General features: G+C 71.6%; 20 protein-coding genes and 2 pseudogenes. 9 read left to right on the forward strand and 13 right to left on the reverse strand.

The window, feature by feature from the left end:
- Positions 1-62 precede the first annotated feature (62 nt).
- The 4 genes from panC to ACY34J_RS12630 form a co-directional block, all read right to left on the reverse strand.
- Complete coding sequence (panC, locus tag ACY34J_RS12615; RefSeq protein WP_462726511.1) at positions 63-1,247, reverse strand: pantoate--beta-alanine ligase; 1,185 nt, start codon at positions 1,245-1,247, stop codon at positions 63-65.
- On the reverse strand, positions 1,247-2,155 hold the full coding sequence (locus ACY34J_RS12620; RefSeq protein WP_462726512.1) for a Rossmann-like and DUF2520 domain-containing protein: 909 nt from the start codon (positions 2,153-2,155) through the stop codon (positions 1,247-1,249). Before ACY34J_RS12620 ends, panC begins: the two co-directional genes overlap by 1 nt.
- A 325-nt stretch (positions 2,156-2,480) precedes the next feature.
- Positions 2,481-3,164, reverse strand: a complete 684-nt coding sequence (locus ACY34J_RS12625) for a response regulator (protein WP_462726513.1) — start codon at positions 3,162-3,164, stop codon at positions 2,481-2,483.
- Positions 3,165-3,243: 79 nt separating this feature from the next.
- The gene (locus ACY34J_RS12630) at positions 3,244-4,440 is read right to left on the reverse strand and encodes a sensor histidine kinase (protein ID WP_462726514.1); all 1,197 of its coding nucleotides are present in this window, start codon (positions 4,438-4,440) and stop codon (positions 3,244-3,246) included.
- 134 nt (positions 4,441-4,574) lie between these two features.
- Between ACY34J_RS12630 and ACY34J_RS12635 the strand changes: the two genes are divergently transcribed.
- Positions 4,575-5,606 carry an SAM-dependent methyltransferase gene (locus ACY34J_RS12635; protein WP_462726566.1) on the forward strand — a complete coding sequence of 344 codons (1,032 nt, stop codon included), beginning with the start codon at positions 4,575-4,577 and terminating at the stop codon, positions 5,604-5,606.
- 89 nt (positions 5,607-5,695) lie between these two features.
- Here the strand turns inward: ACY34J_RS12635 and ACY34J_RS12640 are convergent.
- Positions 5,696-6,637 (reverse strand): annotated as a pseudogene (locus ACY34J_RS12640) (PH domain-containing protein); the annotation flags it as partial.
- A gap of 73 nt (positions 6,638-6,710) precedes the next feature.
- Here ACY34J_RS12640 and ACY34J_RS12645 point away from each other — a divergent pair.
- Entirely contained in the window at positions 6,711-7,853 is a 1,143-nt protein-coding gene (locus ACY34J_RS12645; RefSeq protein WP_462726515.1) for an NADH-quinone oxidoreductase subunit D, read from the forward strand.
- A gap of 88 nt (positions 7,854-7,941) precedes the next feature.
- On the opposite strand, the gene ACY34J_RS12650 is transcribed toward ACY34J_RS12645, so the two are convergent.
- Together ACY34J_RS12650 and ACY34J_RS12655 are read right to left on the reverse strand one after the other, a co-directional pair.
- Positions 7,942-9,009, reverse strand: coding sequence for a hypothetical protein (locus ACY34J_RS12650; protein ID WP_462726516.1), 1,068 nt, complete (start codon positions 9,007-9,009; stop codon positions 7,942-7,944).
- Positions 9,010-9,073: 64 nt separating this feature from the next.
- Positions 9,074-9,845, reverse strand: a pseudogene (locus ACY34J_RS12655) (ABC transporter substrate-binding protein); the annotation flags it as partial.
- Between the two features lie 181 nt (positions 9,846-10,026).
- Between ACY34J_RS12655 and folP the strand changes: the two are divergent.
- The 6 genes from folP (at position 10,027) to ACY34J_RS12685 (ending at position 13,252) form a co-directional block, all read left to right on the forward strand.
- Complete coding sequence (folP, locus tag ACY34J_RS12660) at positions 10,027-10,902, forward strand: dihydropteroate synthase (protein ID WP_462726517.1); 876 nt, start codon at positions 10,027-10,029, stop codon at positions 10,900-10,902.
- Positions 10,899-11,024 carry a hypothetical protein gene (locus ACY34J_RS12665; protein ID WP_462726518.1) on the forward strand — a complete coding sequence of 42 codons (126 nt, stop codon included), beginning with the start codon at positions 10,899-10,901 and terminating at the stop codon, positions 11,022-11,024. Before folP ends, ACY34J_RS12665 begins: the two co-directional genes overlap by 4 nt.
- Complete coding sequence (locus ACY34J_RS12670; protein WP_462726519.1) at positions 11,021-11,485, forward strand: nuclear transport factor 2 family protein; 465 nt, start codon at positions 11,021-11,023, stop codon at positions 11,483-11,485. The genes ACY34J_RS12665 and ACY34J_RS12670 overlap by 4 nt, the downstream gene beginning before the upstream one ends.
- Positions 11,486-11,722: 237 nt before the next feature.
- Complete coding sequence (gene folB / locus ACY34J_RS12675; protein ID WP_462726520.1) at positions 11,723-12,082, forward strand: dihydroneopterin aldolase; 360 nt, start codon at positions 11,723-11,725, stop codon at positions 12,080-12,082.
- On the forward strand, positions 12,079-12,711 hold the full coding sequence (gene folK, locus ACY34J_RS12680; protein WP_462726521.1) for a 2-amino-4-hydroxy-6-hydroxymethyldihydropteridine diphosphokinase: 633 nt from the start codon (positions 12,079-12,081) through the stop codon (positions 12,709-12,711). The genes folB and folK overlap by 4 nt, the downstream gene beginning before the upstream one ends.
- A gap of 55 nt (positions 12,712-12,766) precedes the next feature.
- Positions 12,767-13,252: a DUF3180 domain-containing protein gene (locus ACY34J_RS12685; protein WP_462726567.1), complete on the forward strand. Its 486-nt coding sequence runs from the start codon at positions 12,767-12,769 to the stop codon at positions 13,250-13,252.
- Between the two features lie 56 nt (positions 13,253-13,308).
- Here the strand turns inward: ACY34J_RS12685 and folE are convergent, their stop codons facing one another.
- From folE to dacB, 6 genes are all read right to left on the reverse strand, one after another.
- The gene (folE, locus tag ACY34J_RS12690) at positions 13,309-13,911 is read right to left on the reverse strand and encodes a GTP cyclohydrolase I FolE (RefSeq protein WP_462726522.1); all 603 of its coding nucleotides are present in this window, start codon (positions 13,909-13,911) and stop codon (positions 13,309-13,311) included.
- Between the two features lie 119 nt (positions 13,912-14,030).
- Positions 14,031-16,055, reverse strand: a complete 2,025-nt coding sequence (ftsH, locus tag ACY34J_RS12695; protein ID WP_462726568.1) for an ATP-dependent zinc metalloprotease FtsH — start codon at positions 16,053-16,055, stop codon at positions 14,031-14,033.
- Between the two features lie 247 nt (positions 16,056-16,302).
- The gene (hpt, locus tag ACY34J_RS12700; RefSeq protein ID WP_462726569.1) at positions 16,303-16,842 is read right to left on the reverse strand and encodes a hypoxanthine phosphoribosyltransferase; all 540 of its coding nucleotides are present in this window, start codon (positions 16,840-16,842) and stop codon (positions 16,303-16,305) included.
- Positions 16,843-16,882: 40 nt separating this feature from the next.
- A complete protein-coding gene (gene tilS / locus ACY34J_RS12705) occupies positions 16,883-17,986 on the reverse strand; it encodes a tRNA lysidine(34) synthetase TilS (protein WP_462726523.1) in 1,104 nt (367 codons plus the stop codon).
- A 210-nt stretch (positions 17,987-18,196) separates the two neighbouring features.
- Positions 18,197-19,363 carry a zinc-dependent metalloprotease gene (locus ACY34J_RS12710; RefSeq protein WP_462726524.1) on the reverse strand — a complete coding sequence of 389 codons (1,167 nt, stop codon included), beginning with the start codon at positions 19,361-19,363 and terminating at the stop codon, positions 18,197-18,199.
- Between the two features lie 154 nt (positions 19,364-19,517).
- Positions 19,518-20,999, reverse strand: a complete 1,482-nt coding sequence (dacB, locus tag ACY34J_RS12715) for a D-alanyl-D-alanine carboxypeptidase/D-alanyl-D-alanine endopeptidase (RefSeq protein WP_462726570.1) — start codon at positions 20,997-20,999, stop codon at positions 19,518-19,520.
- 116 nt (positions 21,000-21,115) lie between these two features.
- Here dacB and ACY34J_RS12720 point away from each other — a divergent pair, with 116 nt between their 5' ends.
- Positions 21,116-21,613 carry an inorganic diphosphatase gene (locus tag ACY34J_RS12720; RefSeq protein WP_462726525.1) on the forward strand — a complete coding sequence of 166 codons (498 nt, stop codon included), beginning with the start codon at positions 21,116-21,118 and terminating at the stop codon, positions 21,611-21,613.
- Positions 21,614-21,691 lie beyond the last annotated feature (78 nt).

A 21,691-nucleotide genomic window follows, 5' to 3' on the forward strand; every position in this document is an offset into this window, starting at 1 on the left:
GCCTGCCGTGAGCAGGGCCGCGCCGGACGCCGCCGCGGCCGGACGGCGGCGGGTGGGTGCGTTCACTGGGCGGCTCCGAACTGCAGGCGGACGTTGTCGATCAGACGCGTCGTGCCGACCCTGGCGGCGACGGCGAGCACGGCTTCACCGTCGAAATCCGGCTCCACCTCGGTGAAGTCGGTGGGGTCGACGAGGGCCAGGTAGTCGAGGACGAGCGGGGGCTCCGCGCGGGCGGCCTGGTCAAGGACGGCGTACGCGGCAGCGCGTACGGCCGCTGGATCGGCAACGGTCACGCTCGCGGAGGCACCCTCGTCTTGGCGCTCGGTCCGCCTCCGGGCTCCCCCAGCTATCGCTAGGGGTACCCCCAGACCCGCTGCCGACGGTCGACCGTGCTCGGGCCCTCTTTCCTCGGGCCCTCCGCGCGCTCTCGCTTTCGGCATGGGGGCACCGCCCAGGCGAAGCTCTGGGGGAGCGCCCTTCGGCTCACTCGCGTCCCCCACGGGCCCGAGGGCACTCTGGGGGCGGTCGGCGCCGGAAAGGGCGCCCGGCGCGGCCTCTGCGCCCCTCGCACTACCCGGTGCGGGAGCAGCCCCGGCAGCGAGCCGGCCCGCGTCTTGGCCGGCAAAGAGCGCGCGCGAGAGCGCGAGCGCCGTACGCCGCTCCTCCGGCGAGAGGTACTGGTTGCGGCTCGAGAGCGCAAGGCCGTCGGTCTCCCGGACCGTCGGCACGCCGACGATCTCGACGGGGAAGTTGAGATCCCGCACCATGCGGGTGATCACCGCGAGCTGCTGGGCGTCCTTCTGGCCGTAGAAAGCGATGTCTGGCTGCGTAAGGTGCAGCAGCTTGGACACCACGGTCAGAACGCCGTCGAAGTGGCCCGGGCGGGACGCGCCCTCCAGGCGCTCCCCCATCGGCCCGGCGGTGATCCTCACCTGCGGCTCGCCGCCCGGGTAGACCTCGTCCACCGACGGGGCGAAGACCGTGTCCGCGCCTGCCTTGTCGGCGACCACGAGGTCCGCGTCCAGGGTGCGCGGATAGCGGTCCAGATCCTCGCCCGGACCGAACTGCAGCGGATTGACGAAGACCGTGACCACGACCTGGCCCTCCGCGCCGACCCGGTCGCGGGCAGCGCGGATCAAGGCCGCGTGCCCCTCGTGCAGGGCCCCCATCGTCATCACCACGGCGCGGCGGCCCTGGCGCGGCAGCCCGCGCAGTTCGTCCGCCGTATGCGTCAGCCGAGCGCCCATCAACGACCTCCGTCCGCGAGGACTTCGAGCAGGTCCTCGGCCAGTTCCGGCTCGAGCAGCCCGTGCGCGAGTGCCCGGTCGGCGGTCGCGCGGGCCATCGCCAGGTAACTGGCGACAGCGCCGGGCGCGTGCTTGCGCAGCTCGGCGACATGGGCGGCGACGGTGCCCGCGTCGCCCCGCGCGACCGGGCCGGTGAGCGCCGCGTCGCCGGAGCGCAGGGCGTTGTCGAGGGCCGCGCCGAGCAGCGGGCCGAGCATCCGGTGCGGGGTGCTGACACCCGCCGTGCGTAGCAGCTCCATGGCCTGGGCGACCAGCGTCACCAGGTGGTTGGCGCCGAGCGCGAGCGCCGCGTGGTAGAGCGGGCGCGCCTCCTCCTCGATCCACTCCGGCTCGCCGCCCATCTCGATGACCAGGGCCTCGGCGGCCAGCCGCAGCTCCTCCGGCGCGGTGACCCCGAAGGAGCAGCCTGCCAGCCGCTGGACATCGACGGAGGTGCCGGTGAACGTCATGGCCGGGTGCAGGGCGAGCGGCAGGGCCCCGGCGCGGCGGGCCGGGTCGAGGACGGCCGTCCCGTAGCGGCCTGAGGTGTGGATCAGCAGCTGGCCGGGCCGTACGGCGCCGGTGTCCGCCAGACCCGCGACGAGGCCGGGCAGTACGTCGTCGGGCACGGTGAGCAGGACCAGCTCGGCGCGCGCCAGGACCTGCTCGGGCGGCACGATCGGCACGTCGGGCAGGAGCGCGGCGGCCCGCCGAACGGAGGCGTCGGAGACGCCGGAGACGGCGACCGGGCGGTGCCCGGCGAGTTGGAGCGACGCGGCGAGCGCCGGGCCCACACGGCCCGCGCCGACAACGCCGACAGTGAGCCGGGCAGGGCGGTCCTGGGGCTCTGGGTGATGGGGTGCGTTCACGCGGCTGCGGCCTTCCGTTCCAGTCCACGGTCGGTACCGGACGTCCGTCGCAATGCTACGCGAGTGTTTCAGGGCGCCCCCAGGGCGTCCACCGGCCGGTAAGCCCGGAAAACCCAGGGCGCGGGCTGCCGCCCGTCGGCCATCATCACCCCCCATGACGGACAGCAGTGAGGACGGCACCAGCGACGCCGGTGGCGAGGACAGCGGTACACGAGAGGAACAGGCTCGCGTCCGCAGGCTGGCGGCCTGGAACGCGTCCGATTGCAGGCTTGGGAGCGACGGGCTGAGAAGGCTGCGCCCGGCTCGGAGGGGCGGCGTGCGGCGATCAGCGCGCGCCCCCGATGCCTCCCCCGGCCCGGACGAGCCCCGTCTCGTACGCCAGTACCACCACCTGCACCCGGTCCCGCAGCTCGAGCTTGGTGAGAATGCGGCCCACGTGCGTCTTGACCGTGGCCTCCGACAGCACGAGCCGCGCCGCGATCTCGCCGTTGGACAGGCCCTGCGCGACCAGCAGCAGCACTTCCCGCTCGCGGTCCGTCAGCCTCTTCAGCCCGGCCTGAGCCGGCCGGCTGACCGCGCTCGGCAGCATGGGGGCGAAGCGGTCCAGAAGGCGCCGGGTAGTGCTCGGCGCCACGACCGCGTCACCGCTGTGCACGGCGCGGATCGCGGCCAGCAGCTCGCCCGGCGGCACGTCCTTGAGCATGAAGCCGCTCGCGCCTGCCTTCAGCGCGGAGAAGGCGTATTCGTCGAGGTCGAAGGTGGTCAGGATCAGCACCTTGGGCGGGTTCTCGCCGGCGCAGACGCGGCGGGTCGCCTCGACTCCGTCAATCCGGGGCATCCGCACATCCATCAGCACGACGTCCACCGTCGTGGTGCCGAGCACCTCCAGGGCTTCCGCGCCGTCCCCGGCCTCGGCCACCACCTCCATGTCCGGTTGCGCCTGCAGCACCATGCGGAAGCCGGTGCGCAGCAGCGCCTGGTCGTCGACGAGCATCACGCGGATCGGCATCTGGGGTGGTCCCCTTTCGTGGCGGCAAAGATGCGTGGTGTGAAAGGTGCGCGGCGGCAAAGTTGGTGGGGCGCATTCGTCAGCGGGCCGGCTTCAGCGGCAGCACGGCGCTGACGCGGAAGCCGCCGCCCGGCCGCGGCCCGGCATCCAGGCGACCGCCGACCATACCGACACGCTCGCGCATCCCGATCAGCCCGTGGCCGAGGCCGTCCGCGCCGCCCGTCTCGTACAGCTCCCGCTGCGCGCCCCGTCCGTCGTCCTCGACCAGCAGGTCCAGTTCGGCGTCGCCGTAAGTGAGGCGGACGATCGCGCCCGCCTCCGGGCCGCCGTGCTTGCGGGTGTTGGTCAGGGCCTCCTGCACGATGCGGTATGCGGTCAGCTCCACGCCACTGGGCAGCGGCCGGGGGCGGCCCTGGACCTTGAAGTCCACAGGGAGGCCGGCACCGCGCACCTGCTCGATGAGGTCGTCGAGCTGGCCGACGTCCGGCTGCGGGAGGTACTCGCGCTCCTCGCCCGGCTCTGCGGTGCGCAGCACGCCGAGCAGCCGCCGCATCTCGGCGAGCGCCTGCCGGCCGGTGCCGGAGATCGTCTCCAGGGCCTGCCTGGCCTGGCCCGGGTCGGTGTCGAGGACATACGCCGCCCCGTCGGCCTGCACCACCATCACCGACACGTTGTGTGCCACCACGTCGTGCAGCTCGCGCGCTATCCGGGCCCGCTCGGCGGCGACGGCCACCTTGGCCTGTGCCTCGCGCTCCTTCTCCAGGCGGGCGGCGCGCTCCTCGAGTTGGGCGTAGTACGCGCGGCGAGTGCGGAGCGAGTCGCCGAGCACCCAGGCCAGGGCGAACGGGACGGTGGAGAAGACGGCGCCGACGACGTCGGTCCACCAGGGCCCGTACTCATTCGGCCAGCGGACGGCGGCGATCGTGGGCGCGCAGAGGCCGCCGACCAGCGCGAACCGGGAGGCCCAGCGGGCGCCGGTCGCGGCCGCGGTGTAGATGATCACCAGCATGGCGAAGTCGGCCGGGTTCTCCCGCACCTCGACGACGAGCTGCGCGACGCCCGCCCCGGCCGCCAGCAGCAGCATCTTCTCCGTCAGCCGGCGGCGCAGGGCGATCACCGTGCACAGCGCGACGGTGATCGGGACCGCGGCGACCCGGCCGCCGGGGCTGAGGTCGTCCGAGACGATCCACAGGCCCGCGACCCCCAGCAGGAGGACAGCCCAGAAGCTGTCGACCCCGGTCGGGTGCCTGCGGAGGAAGTCATAGAGGCGCTGCACGTAACACAGCGTAGGGACGCCAACTACATGCCGGGGTCAACCGGAGGGCCGATCCCTGCCTGCTGCAACTACTCCCCAAGGTGGACGGTCGCCCTCCGCCGGCGCTGCGCCGCCGCCCGTACGGTGGGGGCGTGCTGAGCGATGAGAGCGACTGGCAGCAGGGGTGGCGCGAGGCGGCCGAGCGGGCGCTGTACGGGCCGGACGGCTTCTTCCTGCGGGAGCGGCCCGCGGCTCACTTCCGTACCTCCGTGCACGCCTCCCCGCTCTTCGCCTCCGCCGTCGCCGAACTCCTGACCCGGCTGGACGAGGCGCTGGGGCGGCCGGACCGGCTGGCGCTGGTGGACATCGGCGCGGGCGGCGGTGAGCTGCTGACGCGAGTGCTGGCGTCCGTGCCGCGGGAGCTGGGCGCGCGGCTGCTGCCGTGCGCCGTGGAGCGCGCGCCCCGGCCCGAACACCTCGACGAGCGCATCGAGTGGCGCGCCGAGTTGCCGGAGCCGGAGTCGGTGACCGGGCTGCTCTTCGCGAACGAGTGGCTGGACAACGTACCGGTGGACGTCATGGAGGTGGCCCCTGACGGCTCGCCCCGGTTCGTGACCGTACGGGCCGACGGCGAGGAGAGGCTGAGCGGGGCGGCGCTGTCGGCGCAGGACGCCAAGTGGCTGGCCCAGTGGTGGCCGCTGGGGGCCGAACCGGGGCTGCGCGCGGAGATCGGCCACCCGCGGGACGCGGCGTGGGCGCGGGCGGTGCGGTCGCTGCACCGCGGCCTCGCGGTCGCCGTCGACTACGCGCACGACCGCGCGAGCCGCCCGCCGTTCGGCACCCTGACCGGCTATCGCGACGGCCGTGAGGTCCGGCCGGTGCCGGACGGATCGTGCGACATCACGGCCCATGTCGCCCTCGACGCCTGCGCCTCGGCGGGCGCGAGCGCTGGGGGCGCCCCTGCGCTGCTGACGCAGCGCGCCGCGCTGCAGGCTCTCGGCGTCACCGGGCGACGCCCGCCGCTCTCGCTCGCCTCGACCGACCCTGCCGCATACGTACGGGCCCTGTCCTCGGCGGGCGAGGCAGCCGAACTGACCGACCCTTCGGGCCTGGGCGCCTTCGGCTGGCTCCTCCAGCCGGTAGCCCTGCCGGCCGACGCCCTGGCTGCGATCGGCCTGAACGCCTGAGTTCGCCACCGGACAGGCAGCTCCTGATCCCGCGCGGCGCGAGGCCCCGCGAGAGCCGGCGCAGCGGCCGGCACCGGGACATCGCAACGTCAGGCCGGCTTCGGCCCGGAGCCGCCCCCGTCGGCGGTCGTCAGCCAGCGGTCGGGCAAGGCGTCGCGGCGGCCCGTGCGGGAGCGGTCCGCCTGGGACCAGGTGATCGCCGTCGCCTCGCCGGCGTCGCGAAGGCGCACGGTCACCGTCTTGTTCGCCCCTGTGTCGACGTGCACGTCGGCCAGCCCGAGGCGGCGCTCCCATGGCCCCTGCGTACGCCGTACGCTCTGCACCTTCGCGTGCGGGACGACATCCAGCGTGCGTTTCAGCAGCCCGTGCCGGGCGGCGAACACCACGCCGTCCGCCACAAAGCCGTACCCCCGCCACCACACCGGCACGCACCACCGTGCCCGCCGCGGGGACGGCACCGCCGTCGCCGCCACAGCCCGCAGGTCAACACCGGGCAGGACCCGCCCGACGACCGCCTCCGCGACGGCCCGCTCGGCGACCGGCAGCAGCACGCCGCCCGCCGCCCCGGCGATCTCGAGTTCGACGCGGACCCAGCCGCGCCGCCGCCACAGCAGCGGCTCGACGAGCCGTACGGTCTGCACCCGGCCCGGCGGAACGGTCTCGTGCTCGCGATCGAGCAGCCCGTGGTCCAGCCGCAGCCCGTCCGGGGACTCGCCGACCGTCCAGTCGTACTCCTTGACGTAGCGCCCCGCGCTGCTCGCCCACACCCCGCCGAGGAACGGCAGCCCGGTGGCGACGGCCGCCCATGGGTTCTCGCTCAGCGACCAGACCAGCACCGGGCCGACCACAGCAGCGACCAGGGCTGCCCACGCACCGGGCATCAACAGCAGCGACAGTGCCAGCGTCCGCGGATCGACCCGCACCAACTGCCGTACGGGCGCCTCACCGACGGCCGGCGCCGCCTCAGGGGCGATGCCCGCCGCGCGGGCCAGCAGCTCCGCGCGCAGCGCCCGGGCATCCCGCTCGCTCAGCCCTGTCTCAGCCCCCGACCCCGTATGCATGCCCCCAGCCTAAGCGCGTACGGAAGCTGCGAGACTGTTCTTTATGACGGAGACGACAGTCGGGATCGGCGGCGCGGCGGAGAGCACGGACATGGTGCTCAACATCGGCCCGCAGCACCCGTCCACGCACGGAGTGCTGCGGCTGCGGCTCGTGCTCAACGGCGAGCGGATCAGCACCGCCGAGCCGGTGATCGGCTATATGCACCGAGGCGCGGAGAAGCTGTTCGAGGCGCGTGACTACCGCCAGATCATCGTGCTGGCCAACCGCCACGACTGGCTGTCGGCGTTCTCCAACGAGCTGGGCGTGGTGATGGCCGTCGAGCGGATGCTCGGCATGGAGGTACCGGAGCGCGCCGTGTGGACGCGCACGCTGCTCGCCGAGCTGAACCGCGTCCTCAACCACCTGATGTTCCTCGGCTCGTACCCCCTCGAACTGGGCGGAATCACCCCCGTCTTCTACGCCTTCCGAGAGCGGGAGGAGCTCCAGGCCGTCATGGAGGAGGTCTCCGGCGGCCGGATGCACTACATGTTCAACCGGGTCGGCGGGCTGAAGGAGGACCTCCCGGCCGGCTGGCTCGGCCGGGCCCGGCACGCGGTGGCTGACGTACGGTCCCGCATGGACGTCTACGACCGGCTGGTCCTCGGCAACGAGATCTTCCGGGGGCGGACGCGGGGCGTCGGCGTGATGACCCCTGAGATCGTGCACGCTTACGGTGTGAGCGGGCCCATCGCGCGCGCCACGGGCGTGGACTTCGACCTGCGCCGGGACGAGCCGTATCTGGCGTACGGGGAGCTGCAGGATGTGCTGAAGGTGGTCACCCGCACGGAGGGCGACTGCCTGGCCCGCTTCGAGTGCCTGCTCGAGCAGGTGCACAACTCGCTGGAGCTGGCGGACGCCTGCCTGGACCGGCTGGCGGAGCTGCCGCAGGGGCCGGTCAACCAGCGGCTGCCGAAGGTGCTCAAGGCCCCGGAGGGCCACACCTACGCATGGACCGAGAACCCGCTCGGCCTCAACGGCTACTACCTCGTGTCGAAGGGCGAGAAGACCCCGTACCGGCTGAAGCTGCGCTCCGCGTCGTACAACAACATCCAGGCGCTGACGGAGCTGCTGCCGGGCACCCTCGTCGCCGACATGGTGGCGATCCTGGGCTCGATGTTCTTCGTCGTGGGCGACATCGACAAGTGATCGGCAGGTAGCCGCACGGCGGCCGGACCGGCGCCCGGTCAGCCCGGCGCCGCTCCGGCCCACTCCGCGTCAGTCCGCCCACTCCGCGTCAGGACGACTGGGCGCGCAGCTCCCGTACGTCCAGCTGCTCGGTCTCGTCGTGCTCGGTGAGGTCGACGACCGCGCCGACCGGCTGCTTCCGCTCCCTGCGTGCCTCGTGCTGCTCGTGCGCGGCGAGGGCCTCGGCGCCGACGACGTCGGCGAGATCCTCCTCCGGGGCGGCGGCGGTCAGCCGGGCGCGCTTGGCCTTGGCCGCGGGCAGGGCGTGGGACGGCTGAGTGCCGAAGAAGTCGAATCCGCCCTCGACGCGGGAAGTGGGCCGGCGCATGGGCGTGTAGGGCACGACAGCTGCTGCGGTCGGCACGGTGCGGCGTTCGCGGGCGGACCTGGCCCGGCCCGTGGCGCCGTCAGCGGAGGCGGCGGCCGTACGGGCATGGGCGCCGCTCCCGGCGGCCGCCGTGTGCTTCCCCTCCGGCTCTTCGGCCTCTCTCTCGGCGAGGTCCCGTGCGCGGGCGGCCTCGACCGTCCGGTGCGCCTGCTGCCGTGCGGCGTTGCGCGCCAGCTCGGTGAGTGCCTTGTCCGCCTTGGCGAACGCGCTCGGCGTCAGGCCACCGGGCTCGTTGCGGTCACTCGACGCGGAGGTCAGCTCCTTGGCCGGCGACGCTGCCTCGATGGCGAGCAGCCGACGGCCCTCCAGGGCGCCGGCCCGCTCGGTCTCGGCGGTGGCGTAGCGGCGCAGCAGGTCGGCGTGCTCGCCGCGCAGCCGGGAGAGTTCGGCGCGCTTGGCGCGGAGCCTCGCCTCGAGGGCGGCACGCACCTCCCGGGACTCCTCGAGGTCCACCTCGACCTCGGCGATCCGCTCCTCGGTGCGCCACTCGTCACGGACGCGGGCGCGGGTCAGTTCGGCCACGCGCCTGCCTGCTCTGCGGTCCCAGGAACGCATCAGTACCGAACCGGCGACGGCGGCCGCGGCGGCCGCGGCGGCCAGCGTCCGGAGCACCATGGCATCGCCCACCAGCCAGGCGCCCGCGGCGCAGGCTATTGACGCGCCGGCGATCGCCGTGGGGGGAAGAAGCCTGTGCAGGGGCGGCGAATGGCGGTGACGTCCACGTGGCATGGCCAGAAACTTACCGTGCGTGTGGGGCGTATGGGGACCTGCCAACCAATCTGTTTTCGGCCGGTTACTTCGTCAGCAATCCTTTGGACTCCAGGTAGTCCTTGGCGACATCCGCGGGCTTCTGCCGTTCCCCCTCGGCCTTGCGGTTCAGCGTGATGAGATCGTGGGTCGTCAAGACCTTCGTCAGCTTGTTCAGGGCTGCGGCGATGCCTTGTTCCCTGCATCCTTCGCGTTCACCACGGGCAGCACATTGTCGGCGTTCTGCTTCTCGTCCTTCAGCAGCACCAGGCCGAAGTCGTCGGGCGTGGCGTCGGTGGTGGTCAGCACCAGCTGGTCGGTGCCGTCCTTGACCGCCTGCTTGGCGGGTGTGGTGCCGACGCCCTTGGGGTCCGCGGCAGTGGTGTCGATGCGGTACGTCTTCCCCAGACCCGGCCGGCAGAGCGGCCGGATGCCGCACTCGTCGCCCGCGGCCGGCTTGATCTTGAGCTTCGAACGACCCAGATCGGAGATCGGAGAGGGATTTCAGCGAGTGCTTCGTGGCGAATTCCTTTGTCACCGCGAACGCGTTCTGATCGACCGCCTCGCCGACGGGAAGGAGCTTCAGCCCCGCGCGGCTTGGCGAGCTTCTTCAGCGCCTGGACCGTCTCATCGACATCGCTCGAGGCGAGGGGCTTCGCCTTCGGGCCGTTCTGCTTTCCGTTCAGGAATTCCACAAGCGTAGCGGCGTATTCCGGTACGACGTCGATCTGGCCCTTCTGTAGGGCGGGCTCGTACAGCTCGCGATTCTTCAGCGTCTTGACACTGGTGCTGTATCCGGCGTCCGCCAGCAGATGGCTACGGCCCATCCGCCCGCATCTCGGAGCGGGAGGGTGAGGCAAGGGGAGCACGCGGCGTGGTCAATCGCGCTGCGGCGCGGGCCTGCGCCCGCCCCAGCCGCGCGGCGGTCCCCCGCGGCACGCGGGCGAAGGACGGGGACGCCCGCGCGGAGCGGGCGGCGCGCGGGCCTAGGCTGTGGGTATGAGTACGTTTCGCGGTCGGGTGGCAGGTCTGCCGGAGTGGGATCGCTGTGCGGTGATGGGTGTGGTGAACGTCACGCCCGATTCGTTTTCGGACGGTGGCGAATGGTTCGACACCGCCGCCGCGATCAAGCGCGGTCTGGATCTCGTGGCCGTCGGGGCCGACCTGGTGGACGTCGGCGGAGAGTCGACGCGGCCGGGGGCACCCCGGGTCGACGAGGACGAGGAGCTCCGCCGCGTCATCCCGGTCGTCCGCGGGCTGACCACCGAGGGCGTGCTGGTGTCCGTGGACACCATGCGCGCCTCCGTCGCCGAGCAGGCAGTGGCCGCCGGAGCGGTACTGGTCAACGATGTGAGCGGCGGTCTCGCGGACCCTGCGATGGTGCCCATGGTGGCCGCGGCGAATGTCCCGTTCGTGGTGATGCACTGGCGCGGATTCAGCCATGACATGAACAGCCGGGCCGTGTACGGGGACGTGGTGGCCGAGGTGCTGACCGAGCTCCGGCAGCGCATGGAGGCCGTGGTCGAGGGGGGCGTCCCCCCGGAGCGGATCGTGATCGACCCGGGCCTGGGCTTCGCCAAGCAGGCCGAGCACGACCTCGCGCTGGTCGCCCATCTGCGGGACTTGCGAGCCCTTGGCCGGCCACTGCTGGTGGCTGCCTCACGCAAGCGGTTCCTCGGCCGGGTGCTGGCAGGTGACGAGGGCATCCCGCCCCCGGCGCGGGAGCGGGACGCGGCGACGGCCGCGGTGTCCGCGATCGCTGCGCGCGAGGGCGCCTGGGCCGTACGAGTGCACGAGGTGCGGCCCACGGCCGACGCGGTGCGCGTGGCGCGAGCCATCGAAGGCGCAGAGAGCGCAGCCGAGGGGACACCGTGAGCGACGCACACGAGGCCACCGGCCCGCACCCGACCACGATGGCCGCACCGGTGCGCCGAGTGTGCGGAGATGGGGGCACCACCCGGGCGAAAGCCCTGGGGGATCGCAAGGGGACGCTGTGAGCACGGCCCGTACGGACCGCGAGCAGGTCGAGCAGGCCAACACCGCCCTGTACGAGGCGCTGGAACAGGGCGACTTCGAGGCGCTTGCCGGGATGTGGCTCAACGGCAACGTGAGCTGCGTACACCCGGGCTGGCCGGTGCTGCGCGGGCGCGGCGAGGTGCTGCGCTCGTACGCCCTGATCATGGCGAACACCGACTACATCCAGTTCTTCCTCACCGATGTCGAGGTGTCGGTCGAGGAAGGTACGGCCCTGGTGACCTGCACCGAGAACATCCTCAGCGGCGCGCCCGCCGAGGAGGAGGGTGCGCTGGGCCCGCTGGTGGGCCAGCTGGTCGTGGCGACCAATGTGTTCCGGCGCACTCCGGACGGCTGGAAGGTGTGGTCGCACCATGGGTCGCCGGTGCTCGCGGAGACCGACGAGGACGAGAACGGGCCGGAGGACGAGGTCTCCGGCGCCTGAGCACGCCGTCAGCGCGACACACGAGCCCACTCGTTCGAGTCAAGCCGGAGTCGGGTAGGGGTGGGAGACAGGGCGGCGGGTATGCGCGGCTCAAGCCCCTTAGCAGTAATCCGGGCAAGTGTCCATAGCCCCCGTGGGCGAGAGCTGTCAGCCCTCGCAGGTAAATTCGAGTGCGAGTGGCGGGCCGACGTCGCCAGGCGCGTGCCCGTTTTACGACGACCAGCAGGAGTGATTCGCGTGGATCGTGTCGCGCTGCGCGGGCTCAAGGCCCGTGGGCACCACGGCGTGTTCCCCCGGGAGCGCGAGGAGGGCCAGACCTTCGTCGTGGATCTGGTGCTCGGCCTGGACACCCGCCCCGCGGCGGCGGACGACGACCTTGCGAAGACCGTGCACTACGGCATCGTGGCCGAGGAGGTCGTGAACATCGTCGAGGGCGAGCCCGTCGATCTGATCGAAACCCTCGCGGAGCGAATCGCCGCCCAGTGCCTCAAGCACGACGCCGTCCGGGAGGTCGAGGTCGTCGTGCACAAGCCGGATGCCCCGATCACCGTGCCCTTCGACGACGTGACCGTCACGATCACCCGGAGCCGAGTATGAGCGCCAGTTCCGCACCCTTCCCGGGTACGACCCCCGGGCCCGCGCCCGATCCGACTGTGCAGCCCGTCCCGACCTCGGTGGTCGAGCAGGTGGACGCAGCCGACACCACACTGAGCAACCCCAAACTCGCCGTGATCTCCCTCGGCTCCAATCTCGGCAACCGGCTGGAGACCCTGCAGGGCGCGATCGACGCCCTGGAGGACACCCCGGGGCTGCGGGTCAAGGCGGTCTCTCCGGTCTACGAGACGCAGCCATGGGGTGTGGATCCGGGCTCGCAGCCGGCGTATTTCAACGCCGTGGTGCTGATCAAGACCACCCTGCCGCCGTCCGCACTGCTGGAGCGGGGGCATGCGATCGAGGAAGCGTTCGAGCGGGTGCGCGACGAGCGCTGGGGGCCTCGGACGCTTGACGTCGACATCGTGGCGTACCAGGGTGTGGTCTCCGACGACCCGGTCCTGACCCTGCCGCATCCCCGGGCGCACGAGCGCGCCTTCGTGCTCGTACCGTGGCACGACATCGACCCCGAGGCCGAGGTGCCCGGCCGCGGCACGGTCGCCGACCTGCTGACCGCGCTGGGGCGTACGGGCGTCGAGCCGCGCGCCGACCTGGAACTTCGCCTGCCCGAGTAGTCGTTGGGCTCGCAGGCCGTAGGACCACGTGACCGACTTGAGGGGCGAGCGCTCGGTGAAGCAACTTCGGATCAGGGTGCTGTGCGGACTGTTCCTGGCGGCCGGCGTGCTCTCCTGGGCCGGTGCGCGGCTGTGGGACACATTCGGCAGTCTGCCGGGGGTTCCGGTCGCGGCGCCGATCGTGCTGGCGGTGATCGCGGCCGTGCTGGCCGCGACGGCGCTGTCGCTGCGCTCGCGACTGAAGGCCCAGCGGGAGCGGGTGCCCGGGGCCAGTGGCGTGGACCCGCTGGTGGCGGCCCGCGCGGTGGTCTTCGGCCAGGCGAGCGCGCTGGTGGCGGCGCTGGTGGCCGGCGTGTACGGCGGGACGGGCCTCTTCTTGCTGCTGCAAGGCATGGAGCAGGGGCCCCGCCGGGACCAAGCCGTCTACGCGGGCCTGTCGGTACTGGCGGGCGCGGCGGTGGTGGCGGCGGCGCTCTTCCTGGAGCGGGTATGCAAGCTGCCGGAGGACGAGGACCAGCCACCGGGCGCGGCCCAGGTCTGAGCGGCCCCGCCTTCCACACCCGTGGCCGGCCACCCCAAGGACGACGTCCGGCTGTGTCAGGCCATGATCAGGCTCATGGCCTCGGAGCGGGTCGCGGCGTCACGGAGCTGGCCGCGGACGGCCGAGGTGGTGGTCTTCGCGCCGGGCTTGCGTATACCGCGCATCGACATGCACATGTGCTCGCACTCGACGACGACGATCACGCCGCGCGCCTCCAGGATGCGCATCAGGGAGTCGGCGATCTGCGTGGTCAGCCGCTCCTGGACCTGCGGGCGGCGGGCGTAGACATCCACCAGGCGGGCGAGCTTGGAAAGGCCGGTGATCTTCCCCTCGGTGGACGGGATGTAGCCGACGTGCGCCACCCCGTGGAACGGCACCAGATGGTGCTCGCAGGTCGAGTACACCTCGATGTCCTTCACCAGGACCATCTCGTCGTGGCCGAGGTCGAACGTCGTGGTCAGGACGTCCTCCGGCTTCTGCCAGAGGCCCGCGAAGATCTCCTTGTACGCGCGCGCGACCCTGGCCGGCGTCTCGAGAAGTCCCTCGCGGTCGGGGTCCTCGCCGACAGCGATGAGCAGCTCGCGAACGGCGTTCTCGACGCGCTTCTCATCGAACTCGCCGATGGTCCCCACACCGTCCAGCGTCACCGGGTCGGTCATCTACCTGTGCCTCGATCCTCATTGCTACGTGCCACAACGCGATGCCGCGTCCTCCCAGGTTAGAACCCGGGAGGACGCGGCATTCATTCCGGGGGCCGGCGCGGGCCGGCCCGGTTTGTTCAGCTCTCGGAGCCCGGCTCCTCGGGGAGGTCCACCTTCTCCGTCTGAACGGTGCCCGGCGTGGTGACCGCGGGCTTGGCGCCGTTGGCCACCGTCAGCTCCTTCGGAGTGAGCACCGGCGGGCGGGTGGAAGGCGTCCGGCGGGAGGAGCCGGTCCACGCCGGCCGCGGCGGGCGCTTGACGACCGGGCGGAAGATCTCGGCGATCTCCTCCTTGCCCAGGGTCTCCTTCTCCAGGAGCGCCAGCACCAGGTTGTCCAGAACGTCCCGGTTCTCGACCAGGATCTCCCAGGCCTCGTTGTGCGCCGACTCGATGAGCTTCTTGACCTCCTCGTCGACCAGCGCGGCGACCTCTTCCGAGTAGTCGCGCTGGTGAGCCATCTCACGGCCGAGGAACGGCTCGGAGTTGTCGGAGCCGAACTTGATCGCACCGAGCCGCTCGGTCATGCCGTACTGCGTGACCATGGCACGCGCCGTGGCGGTCGCCTTCTCGATGTCGTTCGCCGCTCCCGTGGTCGGGTCGTGGAAGACGAGCTCCTCGGCCGCACGGCCGCCGAGCATGTACGCGAGCTGGTCGAGCATCTCGTTGCGCGTGGTGGAGTACTTGTCCTCGTCCGGCAGCACCATCGTGTAGCCGAGCGCACGGCCCCGGGACAGGATCGTGATCTTGTGCACCGGGTCGCTGTTCGGAGAAGCCGCCGCGACCAGGGCGTGACCGCCCTCGTGGTACGCGGTGATCTTCTTCTCCTTGTCGCTCATGATCCGGGTCCGCTTCTGCGGGCCGGCCACGACGCGGTCGATCGCCTCGTCCAGGAAGTGGTTGTCGATCAGCTTCTTGTCGCTGCGGGCGGTGAGCAGCGCGGCCTCGTTGAGGACGTTGCTCAGGTCCGCACCGGTGAAGCCGGGGGTGCGGCGGGCGACGGCCGACAGGTCGACGTCCGGCGCGACCGGCTTGCCCTTCTGGTGGACCTTGAGGATCTCCAGCCGGCCCTGCATGTCCGGGCGGTCGACGGCGATCTGCCGGTCGAAGCGGCCCGGGCGCAGCAGCGCCGGGTCGAGGATGTCGGGCCGGTTGGTGGCGGCGATCAGGATGACGCCGCCCTTCACGTCGAAGCCGTCCATCTCGACGAGCAGCTGGTTCAGCGTCTGCTCGCGCTCGTCGTGCCCACCGCCGAGACCCGCACCGCGGTGCCGGCCGACGGCGTCGATCTCGTCGACGAAGACGATCGCCGGCGCGTTGGCCTTGGCCTGCTCGAACAGGTCGCGGACACGGGAGGCACCGACACCGACGAACATCTCGACGAAGTCGGAGCCGGAGATCGAGTAGAACGGGACACCGGCCTCGCCCGCGACGGCGCGCGCGAGCAGCGTCTTACCGGTGCCGGGCGGACCGTACAGCAGCACACCCTTGGGGATCTTGGCACCGACTGCCTGGAACTTCGCCGGCTCCTGCAGGAACTCCTTGATCTCCTGGAGCTCCTCGACCGCCTCATCGGCTCCGGCCACGTCGGAGAAGGTCGTCTTCGGGGTGTCCTTGGTGATCAGCTTGGCCTTGGACTTCCCGAAGTTCATGACCCGGGAGCCGCCACCCTGCATCTGGTTCATCAGGAACAGGAAGACGACCACGATCAGGACAAACGGCAGCAGCGAGAGCAGCACACCGACGAACGGGTTCTGCTTCGACGGCGTGACGGTGTACCCGTCCTTGATCTGCTTGTCCTGGTACTTGGCCTGCAGATCCTGGGCGAGCTGGACGCCCTGGTCGCCGATGTAGCTCGCCTGCAGCTTCTTGCTGCCCTCGACCGGCTTGGCGCCGTCCTTGAGCTCGATCTTGATCTTGTTTTCGTCGCCTGTCGTCAGCTCGGCGGACTTGACCCTGTTGTCGGCAATCGCCTTGACGACCTGGCCGGTGTCCACCGTCTTGTAGCCGCCGGACGAGCCGACGACCTGCATCAACACGACCACGGCGAGGACGGCCAGCACGATCCACATGACCGGCCCACGGAAGTAGCGCTTCACGTCCATCCATACGGGGCGCAGGCGCCCCGTCCCTCCTGCCACAGTGAGGCACGACGACCCCGCTCTCGGAGCCGTCCGTGCGTACGGTGTATTACTCGACCTTTACGGACTGACCTTCGGACCGTACCCCAGCATTGTCACCCGACGCTGCCCTGGACCGTTAACCAATCCGCCTTCCCCCGGTGCAACGCCGGGAAACCGAGAGCGGTTCCCGACGCCTCGGACGGCCCGGCGCAAGCGGCGTACGGCCTGGTCAGCCGCCGTATACGTGCGGGGCCAGGGTGCCCACGAAAGGCAGATTGCGGTACTTCTCCGCATAGTCGAGGCCATAGCCGACCACGAACTCGTTCGGAATATCGAAGCCGACCCACTTCACATCGATGTCGACCTTGGCCGCCTCCGGCTTGCGCAGCAGCGTGCACACGTTGAGTGAGGCAGGCTCGCGTGAGCCGAGGTTCGACAGCAGCCAGGACAGGGTCAGACCGGAGTCGATGATGTCCTCGACGATGAGGACTTCCTTGCCCTTGATGTCGGTGTCAAGGTCCTTGAGGATCCGGACGACACCGGAGGACTTGGTACCGGCGCCGTATGACGACACCGCCATCCAGTCCATTGTGACAGGGGTGGACAGCGCACGCGCCAGGTCCGCCATCACCATGACGGCGCCCTTGAGGACGCCGACAAGGAGCAGGTCCTTGCCCGCGTACTCCGCATCGATCTTCGCGGCCAGCTCCGCCAGCTTCGCGTCGATCTCTTCCTTGGTGACGAGCACCGACTGGAGGTCGCTACCCATGTCCTTGATGTCCACCCGCGTCACTCTCGGTTGATCCGGCTCAAGTGTCGGCGGCGGCCTCGTCGCCTCGCCGAATCTCCAGACTGCCACACCGCCGGCGAACCTCGACCCGGCCCGGGAGGTTGATGGCCCCCTGGCCGCGCCAGCGCGTGATCAGCCGGTCCACCTCCTCGATGTGCTTGGCGAAGAGCGAGCCGGGCGGCGAACCGGCGGCGATGGCCGCGCGGCGCAGCACACGGCGGCGGACCGCGGGAGGCAGCGCGAACAGCGCCCGGATATCGAGGGCGTCGGTGCCGTCGGCGGTGCGGGTCCGTACGGACATCTCGGCGTCGGCGGCCCAGGCGTCAAGTGCGTCGGCATCGTCGCGGGAGAGCTGGGCCGTACGGGCAAGGGCCTCGATCACTCCCTTGCCGAGGGACTTCTCCAGGGCGGGCAGGCCCTCGTGCCGGAGCCGGGAGCGGGTGAAGGCCGGGTCGGCATTGTGTGGATCGTCCCAGACGGGCAGCGACTGGACGAGGCAGGCCTTGCGGGCGGTCTGCCGGTCGAGGTGCAGGAAGGGGCGGCGGTAGCGGCCGCGTACGCCGGAGACCGCCGCCATGCCGGACAGCGAACGGGTGCCGGAGCCTCGGGCGAGCCCGAGGAGAACGGTTTCGGCCTGGTCATCCCTGGTGTGGCCGAGCAGCACCGCCGCGGCGCCGTGGTGCTCGGCCGCCGCGTCGAGGGCGGCGTAGCGGGCGTCGCGGGCGGCCGCCTCGGGGCCACCCTGCCGGCCCACGGCAACGCTGATGGTCTCGACGGGGTCGAGCGTCATGGCACGCAGGCGTTCGGCAACCTCGGCCGCACGCTGGGCGGAGCCGGGCTGAAGACCGTGGTCGACGGTGATGCCACCGGCCCGGATGCCCAGCTTGGGGGCCTCGAAGGCGAGCGCGGAGGCGAGCGCCATGGAATCGGCGCCACCGCTGCAGGCGACGAGTACGAGCGGGCCGGGGATGCCGCCACCCACCGAGGGCACGGGGATGGCAGGTACGGAAGCTTCGTTGCGATCGGGCCGGTCCGCCCGATCGATGAGGGCGTCGGTCAGGACGTCGTGGAGTACGCGGCGGACCGCCAGGCGTATCGCTGCGACCGCTGGATGGGGACCCATGTCCGGTTCACTTCCTCTGGGCCGGGGCCGTACGGGCTTGTCGTCGGACGGCGTTCCGTCACTGGCGCTCATCACTCTGAGTATGTATATGGTGACAGAGACGAGCGATTACCCGAGCATCGCACGCCTACCCGTGGCTCACGGTCCCTCGGACGGGTGAATACGGGGGCGTCCTTTTGCCTCAGGATGCGCCGTTTTCGCGACCCCGCTCTACGGTGGTCCGTCGGACCTTCGGTGCACCCGCGCGATCCAGTCCGCCGGTTTGGCGATCTCCGCCTTGGTGGGGAGCGTGTTGGGCGACGTCCAGACCCGGTTGAAACCGTCCATGCCGACTTCCTCGACCACGGCTCGTACGAACCGCTCACCGTCGCGGTACTGCCGCAGCTTGGCGTCGAGGCCCAACAGTTTGCGCAGCGCCTGGTCGAGGCGGCCCGCGCCGCTGGCCCGGCGCTTTTGGAACTTCTCGCGGATCTCCGTCACCGACGGCACGACCTCGGGCCCCACGCCGTCCATCACAAAGTCCGCGTGCCCCTCCAGCAGGGACATCACGGCGGTGAGGCGGGCCAGGATCTCCCGCTGGGCGGGGGTCTGGACGAGCTCGACGATGCTGTGGCCGCCGCCGTCCTCTCCGCTCTCGGAGCGGCTGCCGGCCAGTGACTGGGCGGCCTCGCGGAAGCGCTCGAGGAGGGTCATCGGGTCGATCTCGGTCTCGCCGAGGAAGGACTGGATCTCGCCCTCGAGGTGGGCGCGCAGCCAGGGCACGGCGGCGAACTGGGTGCGGTGGGTCTCCTCGTGCAGGCACACCCAGAGCCGGAAGTCGTGCGGCTGGACGTCCAGTTCGCGCTCGACGTGGACGATGTTGGGCGCGACCAGCAGGAGCCGGCCCGAGCCGTCGGCTCCGGCCGGAAGGTCGTACGTGGCGGGCGCGAAGGTCTCGTACTGGCCGAGAACGCGGGAGGCGAGGAAGGACAGCAGCATCCCGAGCTCGACGCCGGTCACCTTTCCGCCGACAGCACCGAGAACGGCCCCGCCGGGTGTGCTGCCGCGGCGCTCCTGCATCTTCCCCAGCAGCGGCTTGAGGATCTCGCGGAAGCCGGCGACGTTGGCCCTGATCCAGCCCGGCCGGTCGACGACGAGGACCGGGGGTCCGCCCACCGGCGGCGGGGAGTCCTGGCGATCGCGGCCCTCGGCCCCCGGCTCCCCCATCCGGGTGAAGGCGCGTACGTGTTCCTCGGAGGACTTGGCGTGGCGCCGCAGTTCGGCAACGACGGCTCGCGCCTCGTCCCGGGTCACCTCCGGCCCGGGTCGCACGAGCCGGGTCGCGGTCGCCACCGCGAGGTTCCAGTCGACCATCTCGGCACCACCGATGCTCGTCATGGCTTCACCGTACGTGCTGCGCCCCCCTTGCGGTGCAGGGTTCCTCCGCCGGCTCGCTCCGGCGGCGCAAGCCGCGTCGGAGTGCACAGGGACGGGGCCTCAAGGGCCCGCCGGCGGGGGGCCGGGCCCGGTGCGGAGGGGGCCGCCCGGCAGGTCAGCGGCAGCCGCAGTTGGCCAGAGCCGAGGCCAGGCGGTCCAGGGCAGCCTGGGCACCGTGGGGATTCGGTGCGTTCTCCGTCATGAAGGCGAAGGCGAGGAGCCTGCCGTCCGCGTCGACGACCGTGCCCGCGAGCGTGTTCACGCCGGTCAGCGTGCCGGTCTTGGCACGCACCATCCCGGTACCGGCCGAGGCGTCGGCGTACCGGCTGCGCAGGGTCCCGCTGAAGCCGGCCACCGGCAGCCCGCTGAGCACCGGCCGGAGGCCGGGACGCTGCGGGTCCGCGGCGCGTACGAGCAGCTGGGCCAGCAGGGCCGCGGAGGCTCTGTCGTCGCGGTTCAGCCCACTGCCGTCCGCCAGGCGCGCGCCCTTCAGCGGCAGGTCCAGCTTCCCGAGCCGGGCGGTCACGGCCCGCCCCGCGCCCGCGAAACTCGCCGGCTGCCCGCCGGCGATCGCGGTCTGCCGGGCAAGGGCCTCGGCGATGTCGTTGTCGCTGTTGGTGAGCATGCGCTCGACCAGCGCGGACAGCGGAACGGAGCTGACGGAGGCGAGGCGGTCGGCCTTGGGATCGGCGGTGGTACGGCGCGGCGCGCCGTCGGTGTCGATCCCCCGGTCATGGAGCAGCTCGGCGAACTTCTTCGCCGCGTCCCCCGCCGGGTCCGCCGTCCGGGGTGCCGGGCCGCTGTCGCTGTTGTCGAGGCGCCCCTCATCGACCATCAACGGGCTGACCGGGGCGATGTTGGGATTGAGGCCGATGGGATGACGCTCCGGCCCGGCGTAGCGCGACGTGTCGTACCCCACGGCGACCTTCTTCACGCCGCGGTGCTGCAATGCGCGGGCCGTACGGTCGGCCAGCTTGCGCAGGCTCGCGGGGCCGTCCGCGCTCTTGCTCTCGCGTGCGGTGAGGGTGGGATCTCCGCCGCCGACCAGGACGACCTCCTTGCCGCCATCCCCCGCGACAGCGGCCGTCTCGATGCGGTGGTCCGGCCCAAGAGCGTCCAGCGCGGCCACGGCGGTGGCCAGCTTGATCGTCGAGGCCGGCAGGGCCGCCTCGTCTGCCTTCGAGCCGTACACCTGCCGGGCGGTGGCGACGTCCACGACGGACGCGGTGCGCAGCGGACCGAGCTGCTGGTCCTTCAGCAGCGGCGCGAGGGCGTCCGCGAGACCGGGCCCGGTGGGCGGAGGGACCGGGTCAGGGGACTGCGTCGCTCCGCCCACGGTGCCCAGCGCGGCGAGCACGGCCGGCGCGCTGACGGCGGGCGTGACGGCCTTCCCGGCGCGCCCGCCGCCAGGCCCGTCGTGATGCTCGCCACCCCCGCGGTCCTCGGCCGCCGCCAGCGCCCGCTCGGCCGTACGCTGACCGGAGTCCCATGGGCCGGCCGCGGACACCGCCACGGCCGCCACGGCGAGTCCGACCAGGGCGGACACGGCGGTCAGCCGGAACGTCGACGACCGCGCCCGCCACTGCTCGACAGGCATCCTGAACTGCCACGATCTGGCCTCGGGCACCTCGGACCAGCCCCTTTCGCCACCACACACGTGCGTGAGGGACACTTAATCACCCAAAGTATGTGCTGATCATGGAGGAGCCACCCGTGGAGTTCGACGTCACCATCGAGATCCCGAAGGGTTCGCGGAACAAGTACGAGGTGGATCACGAGACCGGTCGTATCCGCCTGGACCGTCGTCTCTTCACTTCGACCAGCTACCCGGCCGACTACGGCTTCGTCGAAGGGACCCTGGGTGAGGACGGCGACCCGCTGGACGCCCTGGTCATTCTGGATGAGCCGACCTTCCCGGGCTGCCTGATCAAGTGCCGCGCGATCGGCATGTTCCGGATGACGGACGAGGCCGGCGGCGACGACAAGCTGCTCTGTGTGCCGGCGTCCGACCCGCGCGTGGAGCACCTGCGCGACATTCACCACGTGTCGGAGTTCGACCGCCTGGAGATCCAGCACTTCTTCGAGGTCTACAAGGACCTGGAGCCCGGCAAGTCCGTCGAGGGTGCCAGCTGGGTGGGGCGCGCCGAGGCCGAGGCCGAGGTCGAGGCCTCGATCAAGCGGCTTGAGGCCGCGGGCGGCCACCAGCACTGAGCTGCGGCTCTCCTCCGGCTGTGCGGGCGGGCGGCACACCCTTCGCGGGTGGGCCGCCCGCCCGTCGCTGAGCACGGC

This window comes from Streptomyces sp. HSS9-12 (assembly GCF_054963655.1).